Here is a 15,142-nt window from a genome sequence, read left to right on the forward strand (position 1 = left end):
GGTCGTCCAGTGTCGACAGCACCTCCTCGACCGGCGTGCCGGCATCGAAGGCGTGCAGTTGCAGAAGGTCGATATAGTCGGTGCCGAGACGTTTTAGCGCATCGTCCACGGATCTGATCAGCCGCGAACGCGACGAGCCGTAGTCAGCCGGTCCGTCGCCCATCGGCAGCGAGGTCTTGGTCGAGATCAGCACGGTGTCGCGGCGGCCTTTGATCGCTGCGCCGAGCACCTCCTCCGAAGCGCCGTTCGAATAGACGTCGGCGGTATCGAACAGGTTGACGCCGGCCTCGAGGCAGATGTCGATCAGCCGCCGTGCTTCATTGGCGTCGCTGTTGCCCCAGGCGCCGAAGAGCGGGCCGGAACCACCAAAGGTTCCCGCGCCGAACGAGAGCGCCGGGACCTTCAGGCCCGAGGCGCCAAGACGTCGATATTCCATCTTTTTTCTCCTAGGATGACAAAGAGGGGTCTGGATTTCATCGAACTCGCTTACGAGCAGGCGGTTGCCGGTTCGCCGAGCGTCGGGCGATCAAGACGCAGCGCCAGCGCAGCCACGCCGAGCGCCGCAAGCGGCAGCAAGGCGGCGACCCAGGTGACGGCGTCGAGGCCGGGACCATGGGCGATAACCACGCCGCCAAGCCAGGCGCCGGCGGCGTTGCCGAGATTGAAGGCGGCGATGTTGAAGGACGAGGCCAGGCTCTGGCCGGCGCCTTCGGCCTTTTCCAGGACCCACATCTGCAGTGGGGCCACGGTGGCGAAGGCGGCGGCGCCGAGCAGGCCGACATAGATGACGGCCATCGTCTGGCTGTGCAGGGCAAAGGTCATCGTGCCGAGCACCAGCGCCAACACGACGAGGCTGCCGAGAACGGACGGCACCAGCCAGCGGTCGGCGACCTTGCCGCCCAGCAGATTGCCGGCGATCAGGCCGCCACCGAAGACGAGCAGGATCGGCGACACGGCGGCTTCCGAAAAGCCGCTGATCTCAGTCAGCAGAGGTGCGATATAGGTGAAGACGGCGAAGACGCCGGCATAGCCGAGCACGGTGGTGGCGAAGCCAAGCAGGACGGGCGCGCGGCCAAGCACGGCAAGATCGGCGCGCAGATCACTCTTTTCGGGCGCGGTCTCGGCGCGCGGCACCAGAAGCAGAATAATGGCGAAGGCAGCGACCCCGACCAGCGTCACCGCAAGGAAGGTCGCGCGCCAGCCGAAGGCCTGGCCGAGCCAGGTGCCGAAGGGAACACCGAGGATGTTGGCGATGGTCAGGCCGGTGAACATCAGCGCAATCGCCGACGCCTTCTTGTTGGGCGCGACCAGCCCGGTCGCGACGACCGAGCCGACGCCGAAGAAGGTGCCATGGGCAAAGGCGGTGATCACGCGGGCGCCCATCAGCGTCCAGTAGTCGGGGGCGAGCGCACAGGCCAGATTGCCCAGCGTGAAGATCGCCATCAGCGCCAAAAGCACGGTCTTGCGCGGCCAGCTTCCGGTGGCGATGGTCAAAAGCGGCGCGCCGACGACAACGCCCAGCGCATAGCCCGAAATCAACTGACCGGCGGCCGAGATCGACACACCGAGATCTTTGCTGACGTCGAGCAGCAGGCCCATGATGACGAATTCGGTGACGCCGATGCCGAAGGCGCCGGCAGCGAGGGCGTAGAGAGCAAGAGGCATGGCGGTCATCCTGTTCGCGGCAAAGGACGCTGTTTCCCCGCGTCCCGACCGAAGATCGTGTTGCGGCGAACTGTGAACCAGACTTGCTTCTGGCATAGTTTCTGTGAAATAGAATCACGAATGGCCAGACCAGATGTCAACCGTTCCGGCGAGATCGAAGTGTTCGTTCGTGTTGTCGAGGCCGGCAGCTTTTCGGCGGCGGCACGGGCGCTGCGGATGACGCCATCGGCGGTGAGCAAACTGATCGCGCGGCTGGAGGCGCGGCTCGGCGCACGGCTCGTCAGCCGCTCGACACGCCGGTTGCAGCTCACCCCGGAGGGCGTCGCTTTCCACGACAGCGGCGTGCGCATCCTGGCCGACATGGCGGCGGCAGAGCGCGAGGCGGCGGCAGGGGCAGCACCCCGCGGCCTGCTCAGGATCAACAGTTATGTGCCGTTCGGCCAGCACCGGCTGATCCCGCTGCTGCCGCGCTTCCTCGAACGCTATCCGGAGATTTCGGTCGACACGGTCCTGACCGACAGCGTCATCGACCTGATGGAGGAGCGCGCCGATGTCGCTATCCGCGCCGGGCCGCTTGGCGAGTCACGGCTGGTGGCGCGCAAGCTCGGCCAGAGCCGGATGGTGGTGGTTGCGGCCCCGTCCTATCTCGAACTGCGCGGCACGCCGCGCGTGCCGGCCGACCTCGATCGTCACAACCGACTTGCCTTCGGCTTCGCGCGGCATATCGACGGCTGGTCCTTCGTCGATCCGGCCGGTGCGGCCTTCATCGTTCCGATCGCTGGAAATGCGGTCGTCAGCGACGGCGAGGCGATGCGGCTGACGGCACTCGCCGGGGCGGGCATTGCCCGGCTGGCCCGCTGGCATGTCGCGCCCGACATTGCCGCTGGCCGTCTCGTGCCGCTGTTGGAAAAATTCAACCCGGGCGACGAGGAGCCGACGCACGCCGTCTATGTCGGCCAGGGCAAGCATCTGCCGGCCAGGGTGCGGGCTTTTCTCGATTTTCTAGTCGAGAGCGTGCGGCTCTGATGGAAGAAAAGCCGCGCGCCCGGAGGACGCGCGGCTTTCCAAAAGGGGACCGGATGCCGCCTGCTAGGCCTTCGGCACGAAAGGCGCGGGCCGCCGACCCACCCCCTGCCGCTCCAGCATCCAGCCGGGATATTCGGCCGGCAGCGCGCTGACTTCATCGAGCCTGGCAAGATCGTCGGCGTCGAGCTTCAGTTCGGTGGCGGCAAGGTTCTGTTCGAGCTGCTCCATGCGGCTGGCACCGATGATGACGCTCATCACGAAGGGTTTGGCCAGGACATAGCCGAGTGCCACGGTGGCGACGCTGACGCCGTGCTTTTTGGCGACCTCGCGCATGACGGCAACCGCCGCCCAGGCACGGTCCTCGTTGACCGGCGGGAAGTTGAAGGAAGCGCGGCGGCCCTCGCCATTGCCAGGCGCGCCGGGCCCGTATTTGCCGGAGAGCAGGCCGCCTGCCATTGGCGACCAGACCATCAGCCCGAGCTTTTCCTCGTTGATGAGCGGCACGATCTCGCGCTCGAGGTCGCGGCCGGCGATCGAGTAATAGGATTGCACCGTCTCGAAGCGGGCAAAGCCCTTGCGCTCAGCGATGCCCAGGGCCTTGGCGATGCGCCAGGCCTGCCAGTTGGAAACGCCGACATAGCGGACCTTGCCGCTGGCAACGAGATCGTCGAGCGCCCGAAGCGTCTCGTCGATCGGCGTCACCGCGTCGGTGCCGTGCAGCTGGTAGAGATCGATATGGTCGAGCTGCAGCCGCTCGAGGCTGGCATCGACCGAATCCATGATATGGCCGCGCGAGGAGCCGCGCTGGTTCGGCCCGTCGCCCATGGTGCCGTGCACCTTGGTGGCGACGATCACGTCCGACCTGACGACGCCGAGGTCCCTGAGCGACTGGCCGAGAAGCTGTTCCGATGCGCCAAAGGAATAGACATCCGCCGTATCGAAGAAGTTGACGCCGGCGGCGATTGAGCGAGAGACGATCTCGTTGACGCCCTTTTGATCGAGGCTGGCGATCAGGCCCCATTGGGCATTTTCGCCGGCGGCGCCGAAGGTCATGGTGCCGAGGCACAGTTCGGAGACGAACATCCCCGTATTTCCAAGCTGATTGTAGCGCATGATGCGGCTCCAGAGGATTTGGTGATGGCGCTTGAAGTGCGTCGCGTGTGTGGGATTCACGCGGGGCGCATTAGGAAATTTGTTTCTTTGCATGTCGGTGCCCAAAACCGCGGCACGCTTTTGGGCGACATGCATTGGAAATAGGAACGATACGTTTCGTTTCCAACCTCTGGCCCAAGGGATTCCGAAGCGTGGCAGATGGGACGTTGCCTCAACCGGCAAACAGCGCCACGATCGCGAAAGCGGTCATGCCGAAGGCGACAGCGGCAAGCGGCAGAAGAATTTCGATCAGCGCGTTTTTGGCGGCTACGCGGTTGCCTTGCCCGAGATCGAATTCGCCGGCCATCCAGTCCTCGAATCTGCCGGCGGTCTCGGGTGTCCAACGGCGATGGCGATGCCAGACATATCCGGCAACGGCCGGAAGCGCTGCCGAGACGATCAGGAATCCGGTCATGACGACGAGAAGGTAATCGGTGTAGCCGCCGTCGCCAAATCCAGCCCAGGCGGACAGCGCATACCATCCGGCAAGCCCGATCATTGCAAGATAGACGTGCGGATGCAGCCCATCGGAGACATAGCGGTTATGGGGAACATTGCCCATGATGCCCTCCTTCGACATCGCAAAGGAACGGCCATGACGGTCGCTCAGGTTCTCCACTGGAGCTAGGGCTCGACCTAGGCATCGCAATGCGGTGCTATGACGCGGCTATCTGGCTCCGAAGATCGCCGAGCCGACCCTGACGCTGGTCGCGCCAAAAGCGATCGCTGTTTCGTAATCGCCCGACATGCCCATCGACAGCTTTTCGACGCCGGCCTCGCGGGCGAGCTTTTCCAGCAGCGCGAAATGCGGGCCCGGATTCTCGTCGGCCGGCGGGATGCACATCAGGCCTTCGATGGCGAGGCCATGGACCTTACGGCAACGGGTGACGAAGGCGACGGCCTCGCGCGGTTCGATGCCGGCCTTTTGCGGTTCGGAACCGGTGTTGACCTGGACGTAAAGCTTCGGCTCGCGGCCCTGCCGGGAGATTTCCTTGGTAAGCTCGGCGGCGATCTTCTCGCGATCGACCGTCTCGATGACGTCGAACAACGCGACCGCTTCCCTGGCTTTGTTCGATTGCAGCGGGCCGATCAGATGCAGCTCGATATCGGGGAAGGCCGCCTTCAGCGCCGGCCATTTGGCCTGCGCCTCCTGCACGCGGTTTTCGCCGAAGATGCGCTGGCCGGCCTCGATGACCGGGCGGATGTCGGCGGCGTCGAAGGTTTTCGATACCGCGACCAGCGTGACGACGCCGGCGTCACGACCGGCCTCGCGCTCGGCGGCGGCGATCTTCGCCTTGACCGCGAAAAACTGTTCGACGGGGCTCGCCATGCCTATATCCTGCCTGTCTTTTCATGCTCGCCGGATCGCCGCAGTTGACGGGTCCGGCAATCCATGGTGAACACCGCGACGACATTTTCCTGGCCGCCGGCCATTGTCCGGCGGCTTCGTGCCTGCTTTTAAGTGAAAAACATCCGATGGCAACCGAACGATACAATCCGCGCGCGTCAGAGCCCAAATGGCAGAAGGCCTGGGACGCCAAGAAGCTGTTCGAAGCTGACAATGACGACCCGCGCCCGAAATATTATGTGCTGGAGATGTTCCCCTATCCGTCGGGGAAGATCCATATCGGCCACACCCGCAATTACACGATGGGCGACGTGGTGGCGCGCTACAAGCGGGCCAAGGGCTTCAACGTGCTGCACCCGATGGGCTGGGACGCCTTCGGCATGCCGGCCGAGAATGCGGCCATGCAGAACAAGGTCCATCCCAAGGAATGGACCTATCAGAATATCGCCGCCATGCGCGAGCAGCTCAAGATGATGGGCCTGTCGCTGGACTGGGCGCGCGAATTCGCCACCTGCGACGTCGACTACTACCATCGTCAGCAGATGCTGTTCCTCAACTTCGTCGAGAAGGGGCTGGTGACGCGCAAATCCTCCAAGGTCAACTGGGACCCGGAGGACATGACGGTGCTCGCCAACGAGCAGGTCATCGACGGGCGCGGCTGGCGCTCGGGCGCGCTGGTCGAACAGCGCGAGCTGACGCAGTGGTTCTTCAAGATCACCGACTATGCGCAGGATCTGCTGGATTCGCTGGAACGTCTGGGCGAATGGCCGGAAAAAGTGAAGCTGATGCAGCAGAACTGGATCGGCCGTTCGGAAGGCCTGCTGATCCGCTGGCCGCTGGCTGCCCCAAATCTTGGCAAGATGATTGCCGGAGAACATGAGCTGGAAGTCTATACGACGCGGCCCGACACCATCTTCGGCGCCTCGTTCATGGCGGTCGCCGCCGACCATCCGCTGGCGAAGAAGGCCGCCGAGGATAATCCGGCGCTGGCCAAGTTCATCGAGGAGGTCCGTCATATCGGCACCTCGGTGGCAGCACTGGAGACCGCCGAGAAGAAGGGCTTCGATACCGGCATCCGTGTCGTCCATCCGTTCGATGCGAGCTGGACGCTGCCCGTCTATGTCGCCAATTTCGTGCTGATGGATTACGGCACCGGCGCCATCTTCGGCTGCCCGTCCGGCGACCAGCGCGACCTCGACTTCGCCAACAAATACGGCCTGCCGGTGGTGCCGGTGGTGATGCCGGAAGATGCCGATGCGAAGACGTTCCAGATCACCGAAGAAGCCTATGACGGCGACGGCGTGATGATCAATTCGCGCTTCCTCGATGGCATGAAGCCGGATCAGGCTTTCGACGAGGTGGCGAGACTGCTGGAGCAGAAAACCATCGGCAACCGGCCGATGGCCGAGCGCAAGGTGAATTTCCGCCTGCGCGACTGGGGCATTTCGCGCCAGCGCTATTGGGGCTGCCCGATCCCGATGATCCATTGCGAGGATTGCGGCGTGGTGCCGGTGCCGAAGGCCGATTTGCCGGTCAAGCTGCCTGACGACATCGAGTTCGACCGGCCGGGCAATCCGCTCGACCGCCATCCGACCTGGCGGCACGTCAACTGTCCGCAATGCGGCAAGCCGGCGCGGCGCGAGACCGACACGATGGACACGTTTGTCGATTCGTCCTGGTATTTCGTGCGCTTTACGGCGCCCTGGGCGAACGAGCCGACCGAGCCGAAGGCGGCCAATGAATGGCTGGCGGTCGACCAGTATATTGGCGGCATCGAGCATGCGATCCTGCATCTGCTTTATTCGCGCTTCTTCACCCGCGCCATGCGCGAGACCGGTCATCTCGATCTGGCCGAACCGTTCAAGGGCCTGTTCACGCAAGGCATGGTGGTGCACGAGACCTACCGCGTCGGCGGTGCCTCGACCAATGGGCGCTGGCTGTCGCCGAGCGAAGTCAGGATCGAGGACGTCGACGGCAAACGCCGCGCCATCGAGATATCAACCGGCGAAGAGGCCGTTATCGGCCCGCTGGAAAAGATGTCGAAGTCGAAGAAGAACACGGTGAGCCCGGAAGAGATCACCGACGGCTACGGCGCCGACACCGCGCGCTGGTTCATGCTGTCGGATTCGCCGCCCGAGCGCGATGTCGAATGGACCGACGACGGCGCGGCCGGCGCGCATCGTTTCGTCCAGCGCATCTGGCGCCTGGTGTCGACCGCTGCCGAATCGCTCGCCGGGGTCAAGCCGGCGGCCGCGAAAGAGGGAGAAGCCGGAGGCGTTTCCAAGGCCGCGCACAAGGCGTTGAAATCTGTCGGCGAGGACATTGAAAAGCTCGCCTTCAACCGCGCCATCGCCCGCATCTACGAGCTTGCCAATGCGTTGACCGTGCCGCTCAACGAGGTGGCGGAAGGCAAGGCCGATCCGGCGCTGAAAGGCGCCTGCCGCCAGGCCGTCGACATCATCGTGCACCTGATCGCGCCGGTCATGCCGCATCTGGCCGAGGAATGCTGGCAGACACTTGGCGGCACCGACCTCGTCGCCGAACGGCCCTGGCCGGGCTATGATCCGGCGCTTGTCGTCGACAGCGAGATCGTGCTGCCGGTCCAGGTCAACGGCAAGAAACGCGGCGATTTGACAATTGCCCGCGACGCGGACCAAGGTGCGGTCGAAAAAGCGGTTCTGGCTCTCGACTTCGTGCAGAAAGCGCTCGAAGGTAAGGCACCCCGCAAGGTGATCATCGTGCCGCAGAGGATCGTCAATGTCGTTGCCTGATCCGGAAAAGACAGATGTGACGCGTTTGCTGCGCCGTGCGGCACTTTGCGGCCTGGTCGTCTCGGCTGCGCTGCTTTCGGCCTGCACGGTGCGCCCGCTCTATTCGAGCGCGCCGCTCATCGCCGGCTCGCAAGTCGGCGCCGCCACTGAACTGGCATCGATTTCGATCAAGCCGGTCAAGACCCGCTACGCCCAGCAGGTCCGCAACAATCTGATCTTCGCGCTCGGCCAGGGCGCGGGAGAGCCGGCTTCGCCGGTCTATTCGGTCGATCTCAGCGTCACCGAACTCGTCGAATCCGCTGCTATCGTGCAGATCCAGACCGACGAGGACGAGCCGACGGCAGGCACGGTGACACTGACCGCGAACTATGTGCTGACCGACGCCAAGACCGGAACGGCGATCGCCACCGGCAAGCGCTCGATCGCGTCGTCCTTCGACAGGCCGCGCCAGGAGTTCGCCTCCTACAGGGCGCAGATCGACGCCGAGAATCGCGCGGCGCGCGAACTGGCCGATCTGCTGCGGCTGTCGATCGCCCAGGATCTGGTCAAGCATGGAAAGGCAGTGGCGGGTTAGACTGAGACCCAAAGCTTCCGGCTATTGCCGACACATGAAAAAAGGCCGATTGCTCGGCCTTTTTTCGAAAATGGGATGCTTTGCCTCAGCCGATCTTCTGGCCGGTCTTTGCCCAATCGGCCAGGAAGAGCTCCAGCCCCTTGTCGGTCAGCGGGTGCTTGACCAGCGCCTTCAGCGTCGCCGGCGGCGCGGTGATGACGTCGGCGCCGATGAGCGCTGCCTGCTTGACGTGGTTCACGGAGCGCACCGAAGCCGTCAGGATCTCGGTCGGGTAATCGTAATTGTCGTAGATCTGCCGGATCTCCTGGATCAGCTCCATGCCGTCCGAACCGGTGTCGTCAATGCGACCGACGAAGGGCGAGATGAAGGAGGCGCCGGCCTTGGCGGCGAGCAGCGCCTGGTTAGCGGAGAAGCAGAGCGTGACGTTGACCATGCGGTTCATCTCGGTGCGGATCGTCTTGCAGGCCTTCAGCCCGTCCAGCGTCAGCGGCACCTTGATGCAGACATTGTCGGCGATCTTGGCCAGGATCCTGGCCTCCGCCATCATGTCGTTGTATTCGGTGGCGACGACTTCGGCCGAGACCGGGCCCTTGACGATATCGCAGATCTGCTTCGTGACGTCGGCGATCTTGCCGCCGGATTTGAGGATCAGCGATGGGTTGGTGGTGACGCCGTCGAGCAGCCCCAGATCGTTCAGCTCACGGATTTCCTTGACATCGGCGGTGTCGACAAAAAATTTCATGGCGGTCTCCTGAAGATTTTCATGTGCATGCCATGCACATTTGGGGTCGGCCTTTGCTCTAGACCAAAGTCGGGGCAAGGTCACGTCTCATGATGGAAGATTCGCCCCTTGTCGCGGCCGCACCGGTGCTGGTGCCGATGCCGGCCGAGCGGCCCTACACCTATGCCGTGCCCATTGGCATGCGCGTGGTGCCGGGTTCGATCGTGCGCGTGCCACTCGGCCCGCGCCAGGTCGCCGGCATCGTCTGGGACGGCGCCGTGGAAAAGGTCGATGCGAAGAAATTGCGCCCGATCGAGCAGGTCTTCGACTGTCCGCCGATCGACCACACGATGCGCCGCTTCGTCGACTGGCTGGCGCAATACACGCTGTCGGCGCCCGGCATGGTGGCGCGCATGCTGCTCAGGGCGCCGGAAGCCTTCGATCCGGAACCGTGGATCGAGGGACTGCAACGCACCTTGGCCATGCCCGACCGCATGACGGATGCGCGCATGCGTGTGCTGGAGACAGCCGAAGGCGGGCTTGCCTGGACGCGATCCGGCCTGGCGCACGCGGCCGGTGTGTCGTCGACCGTGATCGACGGGCTGAGGGCGCAAGGCGTGTTCGAGACCGTCATGATCCCCCCGCGGCCGGTGGTCGCAGCACCCGACCCGGACTATGCCCGGCCTTCGCTGATGCCTGACCAGAGCGATGCGGCCGCCCTGCTGCGCGCCAATGTCGCGGCCGGCGCATTCGGTGTCACTTTGCTCGACGGCGTGACCGGGTCCGGCAAGACGGAGGTCTATTTCGAGGCGGTGGCCGCCGCGCTCGACCGGGGCAAGCAGGTGCTGATCCTTTTGCCGGAGATCGCGCTGACACATGCCTTTCTCGAACGCTTCCAGGAGCGGTTCGGCGCCAAGCCGGCGGAATGGCATTCGGACCTGCCGCCAAGGATGCGCGAACGTGTCTGGCGGCAAGTGGCTGAGGGCGGCGTGCGTGTCGTCGCCGGGGCGCGTTCGGCGCTGTTCCTGCCGTTCAAGGAGCTCGGCCTGATCGTCGTCGACGAGGAGCACGACCCTGCCTACAAGCAGGAGGATCGCGTCTTCTACAATGCCCGCGATATGGCGGTGGTGCGCGGCCATATTGGCGGCTTCCCCGTCGTGCTTGCCTCGGCGACGCCGTCGGTGGAGAGCCGGGTTAATGCGAGCCAAGGCCGCTACAGCAGAGCGGTGCTTGCGGCGCGCTTCGCCGAGGCGGCCCTTCCCGACCTGAAGACGATCGACATGCGGCGCGCGCCGCCGGCGCGTGGCGGCTTCCTGTCGCCGCTGCTGCTTGGCCATATGCGCCAGACGCTGGAGAGGAAGGAGCAGTCGCTGCTGTTCCTCAACCGGCGCGGCTATGCGCCGCTGACGCTGTGCCGGGTCTGTGGCCATCGCTTCGGCTGTCCGGTCTGCTCGGCCTGGCTGGTCGAGCACCGCTTTCGCGGCCAGCTCGTCTGCCACCATTGCGGGCACAATGAGAAGCGCCTGGAAGCCTGTCCCGAATGCGGCACGCTCGATCATCTGGTGGCGTGCGGGCCGGGCGTCGAGCGCATCGCCGAGGAGGTGGTGACGCATTTTCCCGACGCCCGCATCATCGTGCTCTCATCCGACCTGATGGGCGGGGTGCGGCGGCTCAGGCTCGAACTCGAAGCCATCGCCAATGGCGAGGCCGACATCGTCATCGGCACGCAGCTCGTCGCCAAGGGGCATAATTTCCCCGACATGACGCTGGTCGGGGTGGTCGACGCCGATCTCGGCCTTGCCAATGGCGATCCGCGCGCCGCCGAGCGCACTTTCCAACTGCTGAGCCAGGTGACCGGCCGCGCCGGCCGCACCGGCAAGAAGAGCCTTGGCCTGCTGCAGACTTTCCAGCCCGATCATCCGGTGATGCGGGCGATCGTCTCCGGTGACGCCGAGGCTTTTTATGAGCGCGAGATCGCCGAGCGCGAGCGGGCGGCATTGCCACCGTTCGGCCGGCTCGCCGGCGTCATCGTCAGCGCGGTGACGCGGGCGGAAGCCGAGGGCCATGCCAGGGGCCTGCGCCGTGCAGCACCTGAGGCCGCCGATCTGTTCGTGCTGGGACCGGCCGAGGCGCCGCTGTCATTGCTCGGCGGGCGTCATCGCTTTCGGCTGCTGATCCAAGGCGAGCGGCGCGCCGACATGCAAGGCTTCATCCGCGCCATGCTGGCGGACGGGCCGAAACAACGCGGCTCGGTCCGGGTGCAGGTCGATATCGACCCACAGAGCTTTTTGTGAGGCGGACTATTCGTCGCCTTTGGCCTTCTTACAGTCCTTATGAAAACCCTTGGCCTGCTCGGCGGCATGAGCTGGGAATCGACCGCCATCTACTATCGCCTGCTCAACGAGATCGTGCGCGAGCGGCTTGGTGGGCTGCATTCGGCGAAATTGCTCCTATGGTCTTTCGACTTTGCCGAGATCGCGGAGCGGCAGCATGGAGGTGACTGGGAAGGTGCTGGTGCGCTTCTCGTGGAAGCCGCGCGCAAGCTTGAGGCGGGTGGTGCGGAGGGACTGGTGATCTGTACCAACACCATGCACAAGCTGGCCGATCAGGTGCAGGCGGCGGTGTCGATCCCGCTCATCCACATCGCCGACGCCACGGCTTTCGCGGTCGGCCGCGGCGGCGTCAACCGCCCGGCTTTGCTGGCGACTCGCTTCACCATGGAACAGGACTTCTACAAGGGCAGGCTCATCGAGAAGTATGGGCTGCAACCCGTAGTGCCGGATCAGGCCGGGCGGGATATGGTTCATCGGGTGATCTACGACGAGCTCTGCCAGGGCATCGTCAGCACCGAATCATCGTCAGCACCGAATCAAAGACGGCCTATATCGACGAAATCGCCCACCTACGGCGTGACGAAAAGATCGATGGCGTCATCATGGGCTGCACCGAGATCACCATGCTGATCGGCCAGCCGGATTTCGACATTCCGGTGTTCGATACGACGCGGATCCATGCCGAGGCGGCGGTGGCATTCGCGCTCTCTTGATGCGCTTTTCCTAAAGTGCCGGCCACCATCTGGCGCGCGGCTTTTCCTCCGCTAGAATGCCCGAAATTTCGCAATAGCCATTTACGAGGGGACAAGGGATGGAATTTGCGTTTCCGTGGCCGATGAGCCAGGGCGAGTGGCTGGCATGGTCGAGCGCCGTCGTGACCTTGCTGCTCGGCCTGCTGCTGTTCCTGGCGCCGGGGCTGGCCTTCCGGATTCTCAGGCTGCAGGTCAAGCCCGAGAAGGCGGCGGCGATCGCGGAAGGGCGCGGCCGCATGTCGGGCTTCTATCTCGGCGTCAGCCTGAGCTGCATCCTCCTGGCGCAGCCGCTGCTCTACATGGCGCTCGGCTTCTCCTGGCTGTTCACCGCGTTCGGCCGGTTGCTGTCGATGATGTCGGACGGCGCCAACACGCCTTTCAACTGGGTTTCCATCGGGGTGGAGTTGGTGCTGGCGGCTCTGCCGCTTGCCTTCGCCTTCGGCTTTTTGCCCTGAATCCAAAGGCTAATCCGAGGGCTTCAGGTGAACTCGGCCGCCGGATGCGACAATAGTGCCTGAAAACCATGCGGAAGGACGCATTGCGGTCTTAAAATGCCTGTGCTAGACGGCAATCGACTTTCGGCCGGGGATAGCGGAAGCCGCGCCTCCGTGCTTAAAAAAATGTAGTAAGGTCAAAGATTTAGCCAGAGTTTATTGCTCGCGCCAACAATCTGCGGCCTGTCAGACAAGAGAAAAGACGTTCCGTGGCCCAATCGTCATCGCCAATCTCAGGTGTCGCAGAGCGCTATGCGGGTTCGCTGTTCGAACTCGCCCAGCAGGCAAATTCGGTCGCCAAGGTCGAGGCCGACCTCAATAGCTTTCAAGCCATGCTCGACGACAGCGCCGACCTTGCCCGGCTGATCAAGAGCCCGGTGTTTTCCAGCGAGGACCAGGCCAAGGCCATCGCGGCGATCGCCGACAAGGCAGGGATCACCGGCCTGACCGGTAATTTCCTGCGCGTCGTGGCTGGGAATCGCCGGCTGTTCGCGGTGCCGGGTATGATCAAGGCGTTCCGCCGGATCGCCGCCGAACATCGCGGCGAGGCCGCCGCCGAGGTCACCTCGGCGCACGAACTGACGGCCGCCCAGCAGGACGAGCTCAAGGCGGCGCTGAAAAGCGTTGCCGGCAAGGATGTGGCGATAACCGTCACCGTCGATCCGTCGCTGCTCGGCGGGCTGGTGGTCAAGATGGGCTCGCGCCAGATCGATACGTCGCTCAAAACCAAACTCAATTCGCTCAAGCTTGCACTGAAAGAGGTCGGCTGATGGACATCCGCGCCGCGGAAATTTCCGCAATTCTGAAAGACCAGATCAAGAATTTCGGCAAGGAGGCCGAGGTCTCCGAAGTCGGCCAGGTGCTGTCCGTCGGTGACGGCATCGCCCGCGTCTACGGCCTCGACAACGTCCAGGCCGGCGAGATGGTCGAATTCCCCGGCGGCATCCGCGGCATGGCGCTCAACCTCGAAGCCGACAATGTCGGCGTTGTCATCTTCGGCGCCGACCGCGACATCAAGGAAGGCGACACCGTCAAGCGCACCGGCGCCATCGTCGACGTTCCGGTCGGTCCTGGCTTGCTCGGCCGCGTCGTCGACGCGCTCGGCAACCCGATCGACGGCAAGGGTCCGATCAAGGCGACCGAACGCAAGCGCGTCGACGTCAAGGCGCCCGGCATCATTCCGCGCAAGTCGGTGCATGAGCCTATGTCGACCGGCCTCAAGGCCATCGACGCGCTGATCCCGGTCGGCCGCGGCCAGCGCGAGCTGGTCATCGGCGACCGCCAGACCGGCAAGACCGCGATCATCCTCGACACGATGCTCAACCAGAAATCGGTGCACGACAACGGCCCGGAGAAGGAAAAGCTCTACTGTGTCTACGTCGCCGTCGGCCAGAAGCGCTCGACCGTCGCGCAGTTCGTCAAGGTGCTGGAAGAGCGCGGTGCGCTCGACTACTCCATCATCATCGCCGCCACCGCGTCCGATCCGGCGCCGATGCAGTTCCTGGCGCCGTTCGCCGGCTGCACCATGGGCGAATATTTCCGCGACAACGGCATGCATGCGCTGATCAGCTATGACGATCTGTCGAAGCAGGCCGTCGCCTATCGCCAGATGTCGCTCTTGCTGCGCCGCCCGCCGGGCCGCGAAGCCTATCCGGGCGACGTGTTCTACCTGCATTCGCGCCTGCTCGAGCGCGCCGCCAAGCTCAATGACGACAATGGCAATGGTTCGCTGACCGCGCTGCCGATCATCGAGACGCAGGCCAACGACGTGTCGGCCTACATCCCGACCAACGTCATTTCGATCACCGACGGCCAGATCTTCCTGGAAACCAATCTGTTCTTCCAGGGCATCCGCCCGGCGGTCAATGTCGGCCTGTCAGTGTCGCGCGTCGGTTCGTCGGCGCAGATCAAGGCGATGAAGCAGGTCGCCGGCTCGATCAAGGGCGAACTCGCGCAGTACCGCGAAATGGCGGCCTTCGCGCAGTTCGGATCCGACCTCGACGCCGCCACGCAGCGCCTGCTCAATCGCGGCTCACGCCTGACCGAGCTTTTGAAGCAGCCGCAGTTCTCGCCGCTGAAGGTCGAAGAGCAGGTTGCGGTGATTTTCGCCGGCGTGAACGGATATCTCGACAAGCTGGCGGTCAACCAGGTCGGCAAGTTCGAGCACGGGCTGCTCAGCCACATGCGCTCGGCCGGCAAGGACGTGCTGGACGGCATCCGCAAGGAGAAGGCGCTGTCGGACGATCTGCGCGCCAAGCTGAAGGCGGAAATCGATGCCTTCGCCAAGACCTTCGCTTGAACGAAGC

The 15,142-nt window shown here is 64.2% G+C and carries 13 protein-coding genes and 1 pseudogene; 8 read left to right on the forward strand and 6 right to left on the reverse strand.

What is annotated here, in order from left to right; genetic code table 11:
• Both MESS2_RS07870 and MESS2_RS07875 read right to left on the reverse strand, forming a co-directional pair.
• The coding region (locus tag MESS2_RS07870) for an aldo/keto reductase (protein WP_040592501.1) at positions 1–436 on the reverse strand (436 nt) is incomplete at its 3' end.
• Positions 437–486: 50 nt separating this feature from the next.
• Positions 487–1,665 (reverse strand): MFS transporter, encoded by a 1,179-nt coding sequence (locus MESS2_RS07875; protein WP_008873640.1) that lies wholly within the window; start codon positions 1,663–1,665, stop codon positions 487–489.
• Positions 1,666–1,785: 120 nt separating this feature from the next.
• Between MESS2_RS07875 and MESS2_RS07880 the strand changes: the two genes are divergently transcribed.
• Positions 1,786–2,691, forward strand: a complete 906-nt coding sequence (locus MESS2_RS07880) for a LysR family transcriptional regulator (RefSeq protein WP_008873641.1) — start codon at positions 1,786–1,788, stop codon at positions 2,689–2,691.
• A gap of 63 nt (positions 2,692–2,754) precedes the next feature.
• Here the strand turns inward: MESS2_RS07880 and MESS2_RS07885 are convergent, their stop codons facing one another.
• The 3 genes from MESS2_RS07885 to MESS2_RS07895 all read right to left on the reverse strand — a co-directional run bounded on the left by MESS2_RS07885 (position 2,755) and on the right by MESS2_RS07895 (position 5,173).
• Complete coding sequence (locus MESS2_RS07885) at positions 2,755–3,804, reverse strand: aldo/keto reductase (protein WP_040592503.1); 1,050 nt, start codon at positions 3,802–3,804, stop codon at positions 2,755–2,757.
• A 211-nt stretch (positions 3,805–4,015) separates the two neighbouring features.
• Complete coding sequence (locus MESS2_RS07890) at positions 4,016–4,405, reverse strand: hypothetical protein (protein ID WP_008873643.1); 390 nt, start codon at positions 4,403–4,405, stop codon at positions 4,016–4,018.
• A 105-nt stretch (positions 4,406–4,510) separates the two neighbouring features.
• Positions 4,511–5,173 (reverse strand): YggS family pyridoxal phosphate-dependent enzyme, encoded by a 663-nt coding sequence (locus tag MESS2_RS07895; protein WP_008873644.1) that lies wholly within the window; start codon positions 5,171–5,173, stop codon positions 4,511–4,513.
• A 146-nt stretch (positions 5,174–5,319) separates the two neighbouring features.
• Here MESS2_RS07895 and leuS point away from each other — a divergent pair, with 146 nt between their 5' ends.
• Positions 5,320–7,962, forward strand: a complete 2,643-nt coding sequence (leuS, locus tag MESS2_RS07900; RefSeq protein ID WP_008873645.1) for a leucine--tRNA ligase — start codon at positions 5,320–5,322, stop codon at positions 7,960–7,962.
• Complete coding sequence (gene lptE / locus MESS2_RS07905) at positions 7,949–8,536, forward strand: LPS assembly lipoprotein LptE (protein ID WP_008873646.1); 588 nt, start codon at positions 7,949–7,951, stop codon at positions 8,534–8,536. The genes leuS and lptE overlap by 14 nt, the downstream gene beginning before the upstream one ends.
• An 85-nt stretch (positions 8,537–8,621) precedes the next feature.
• Here lptE and fsa read toward each other — a convergent pair whose 3' ends face one another.
• Positions 8,622–9,278, reverse strand: coding sequence for a fructose-6-phosphate aldolase (gene fsa / locus MESS2_RS07910; protein ID WP_008873647.1), 657 nt, complete (start codon positions 9,276–9,278; stop codon positions 8,622–8,624).
• An 89-nt stretch (positions 9,279–9,367) separates the two neighbouring features.
• Between fsa and MESS2_RS07915 the strand changes: the two genes are divergently transcribed.
• From MESS2_RS07915 to atpA, 5 genes and pseudogenes are all read left to right on the forward strand, one after another.
• Positions 9,368–11,551 (forward strand): primosomal protein N', encoded by a 2,184-nt coding sequence (locus tag MESS2_RS07915; protein ID WP_008873648.1) that lies wholly within the window; start codon positions 9,368–9,370, stop codon positions 11,549–11,551.
• A gap of 39 nt (positions 11,552–11,590) precedes the next feature.
• A pseudogene (locus MESS2_RS07920) lies at positions 11,591–12,303 on the forward strand (aspartate/glutamate racemase family protein).
• A gap of 98 nt (positions 12,304–12,401) precedes the next feature.
• The gene (locus tag MESS2_RS07925; RefSeq protein WP_008873649.1) at positions 12,402–12,797 is read left to right on the forward strand and encodes an AGROH133_08824 family phage infection protein; all 396 of its coding nucleotides are present in this window, start codon (positions 12,402–12,404) and stop codon (positions 12,795–12,797) included.
• A gap of 248 nt (positions 12,798–13,045) precedes the next feature.
• Entirely contained in the window at positions 13,046–13,606 is a 561-nt protein-coding gene (locus MESS2_RS07930) for a F0F1 ATP synthase subunit delta (RefSeq protein WP_008873650.1), read from the forward strand.
• Complete coding sequence (atpA, locus tag MESS2_RS07935) at positions 13,606–15,135, forward strand: F0F1 ATP synthase subunit alpha (protein WP_008873651.1); 1,530 nt, start codon at positions 13,606–13,608, stop codon at positions 15,133–15,135. Before MESS2_RS07930 ends, atpA begins: the two co-directional genes overlap by 1 nt.
• Positions 15,136–15,142 lie beyond the last annotated feature (7 nt).

The organism is Mesorhizobium metallidurans STM 2683, from assembly GCF_000350085.1.
Lineage (GTDB): Bacteria > Pseudomonadota > Alphaproteobacteria > Rhizobiales > Rhizobiaceae > Mesorhizobium > Mesorhizobium metallidurans.

Bases quoted from the DNA above. Each gene is read 5' to 3' on its own strand.
- leuS (WP_008873645.1), top strand. From the start codon at position 5,320: ATGGCAACCGAACGATACAATCCGCGCGCGTCAGAGCCCAAATGGCAG.
- MESS2_RS07875 (WP_008873640.1), bottom strand. From the start codon at position 1,665: ATGCCTCTTGCTCTCTACGCCCTCGCTGCCGGCGCCTTCGGCATCGGC.
- MESS2_RS07925 (WP_008873649.1), top strand. From the start codon at position 12,402: ATGGAATTTGCGTTTCCGTGGCCGATGAGCCAGGGCGAGTGGCTGGCA.
- MESS2_RS07880 (WP_008873641.1), top strand. From the start codon at position 1,786: ATGGCCAGACCAGATGTCAACCGTTCCGGCGAGATCGAAGTGTTCGTT.
- atpA (WP_008873651.1), top strand. From the start codon at position 13,606: ATGGACATCCGCGCCGCGGAAATTTCCGCAATTCTGAAAGACCAGATC.
- MESS2_RS07885 (WP_040592503.1), bottom strand. From the start codon at position 3,804: ATGCGCTACAATCAGCTTGGAAATACGGGGATGTTCGTCTCCGAACTG.
- fsa (WP_008873647.1), bottom strand. From the start codon at position 9,278: ATGAAATTTTTTGTCGACACCGCCGATGTCAAGGAAATCCGTGAGCTG.
- MESS2_RS07895 (WP_008873644.1), bottom strand. From the start codon at position 5,173: ATGGCGAGCCCCGTCGAACAGTTTTTCGCGGTCAAGGCGAAGATCGCC.
- MESS2_RS07915 (WP_008873648.1), top strand. From the start codon at position 9,368: ATGATGGAAGATTCGCCCCTTGTCGCGGCCGCACCGGTGCTGGTGCCG.
- MESS2_RS07890 (WP_008873643.1), bottom strand. From the start codon at position 4,405: ATGGGCAATGTTCCCCATAACCGCTATGTCTCCGATGGGCTGCATCCG.
- lptE (WP_008873646.1), top strand. From the start codon at position 7,949: ATGTCGTTGCCTGATCCGGAAAAGACAGATGTGACGCGTTTGCTGCGC.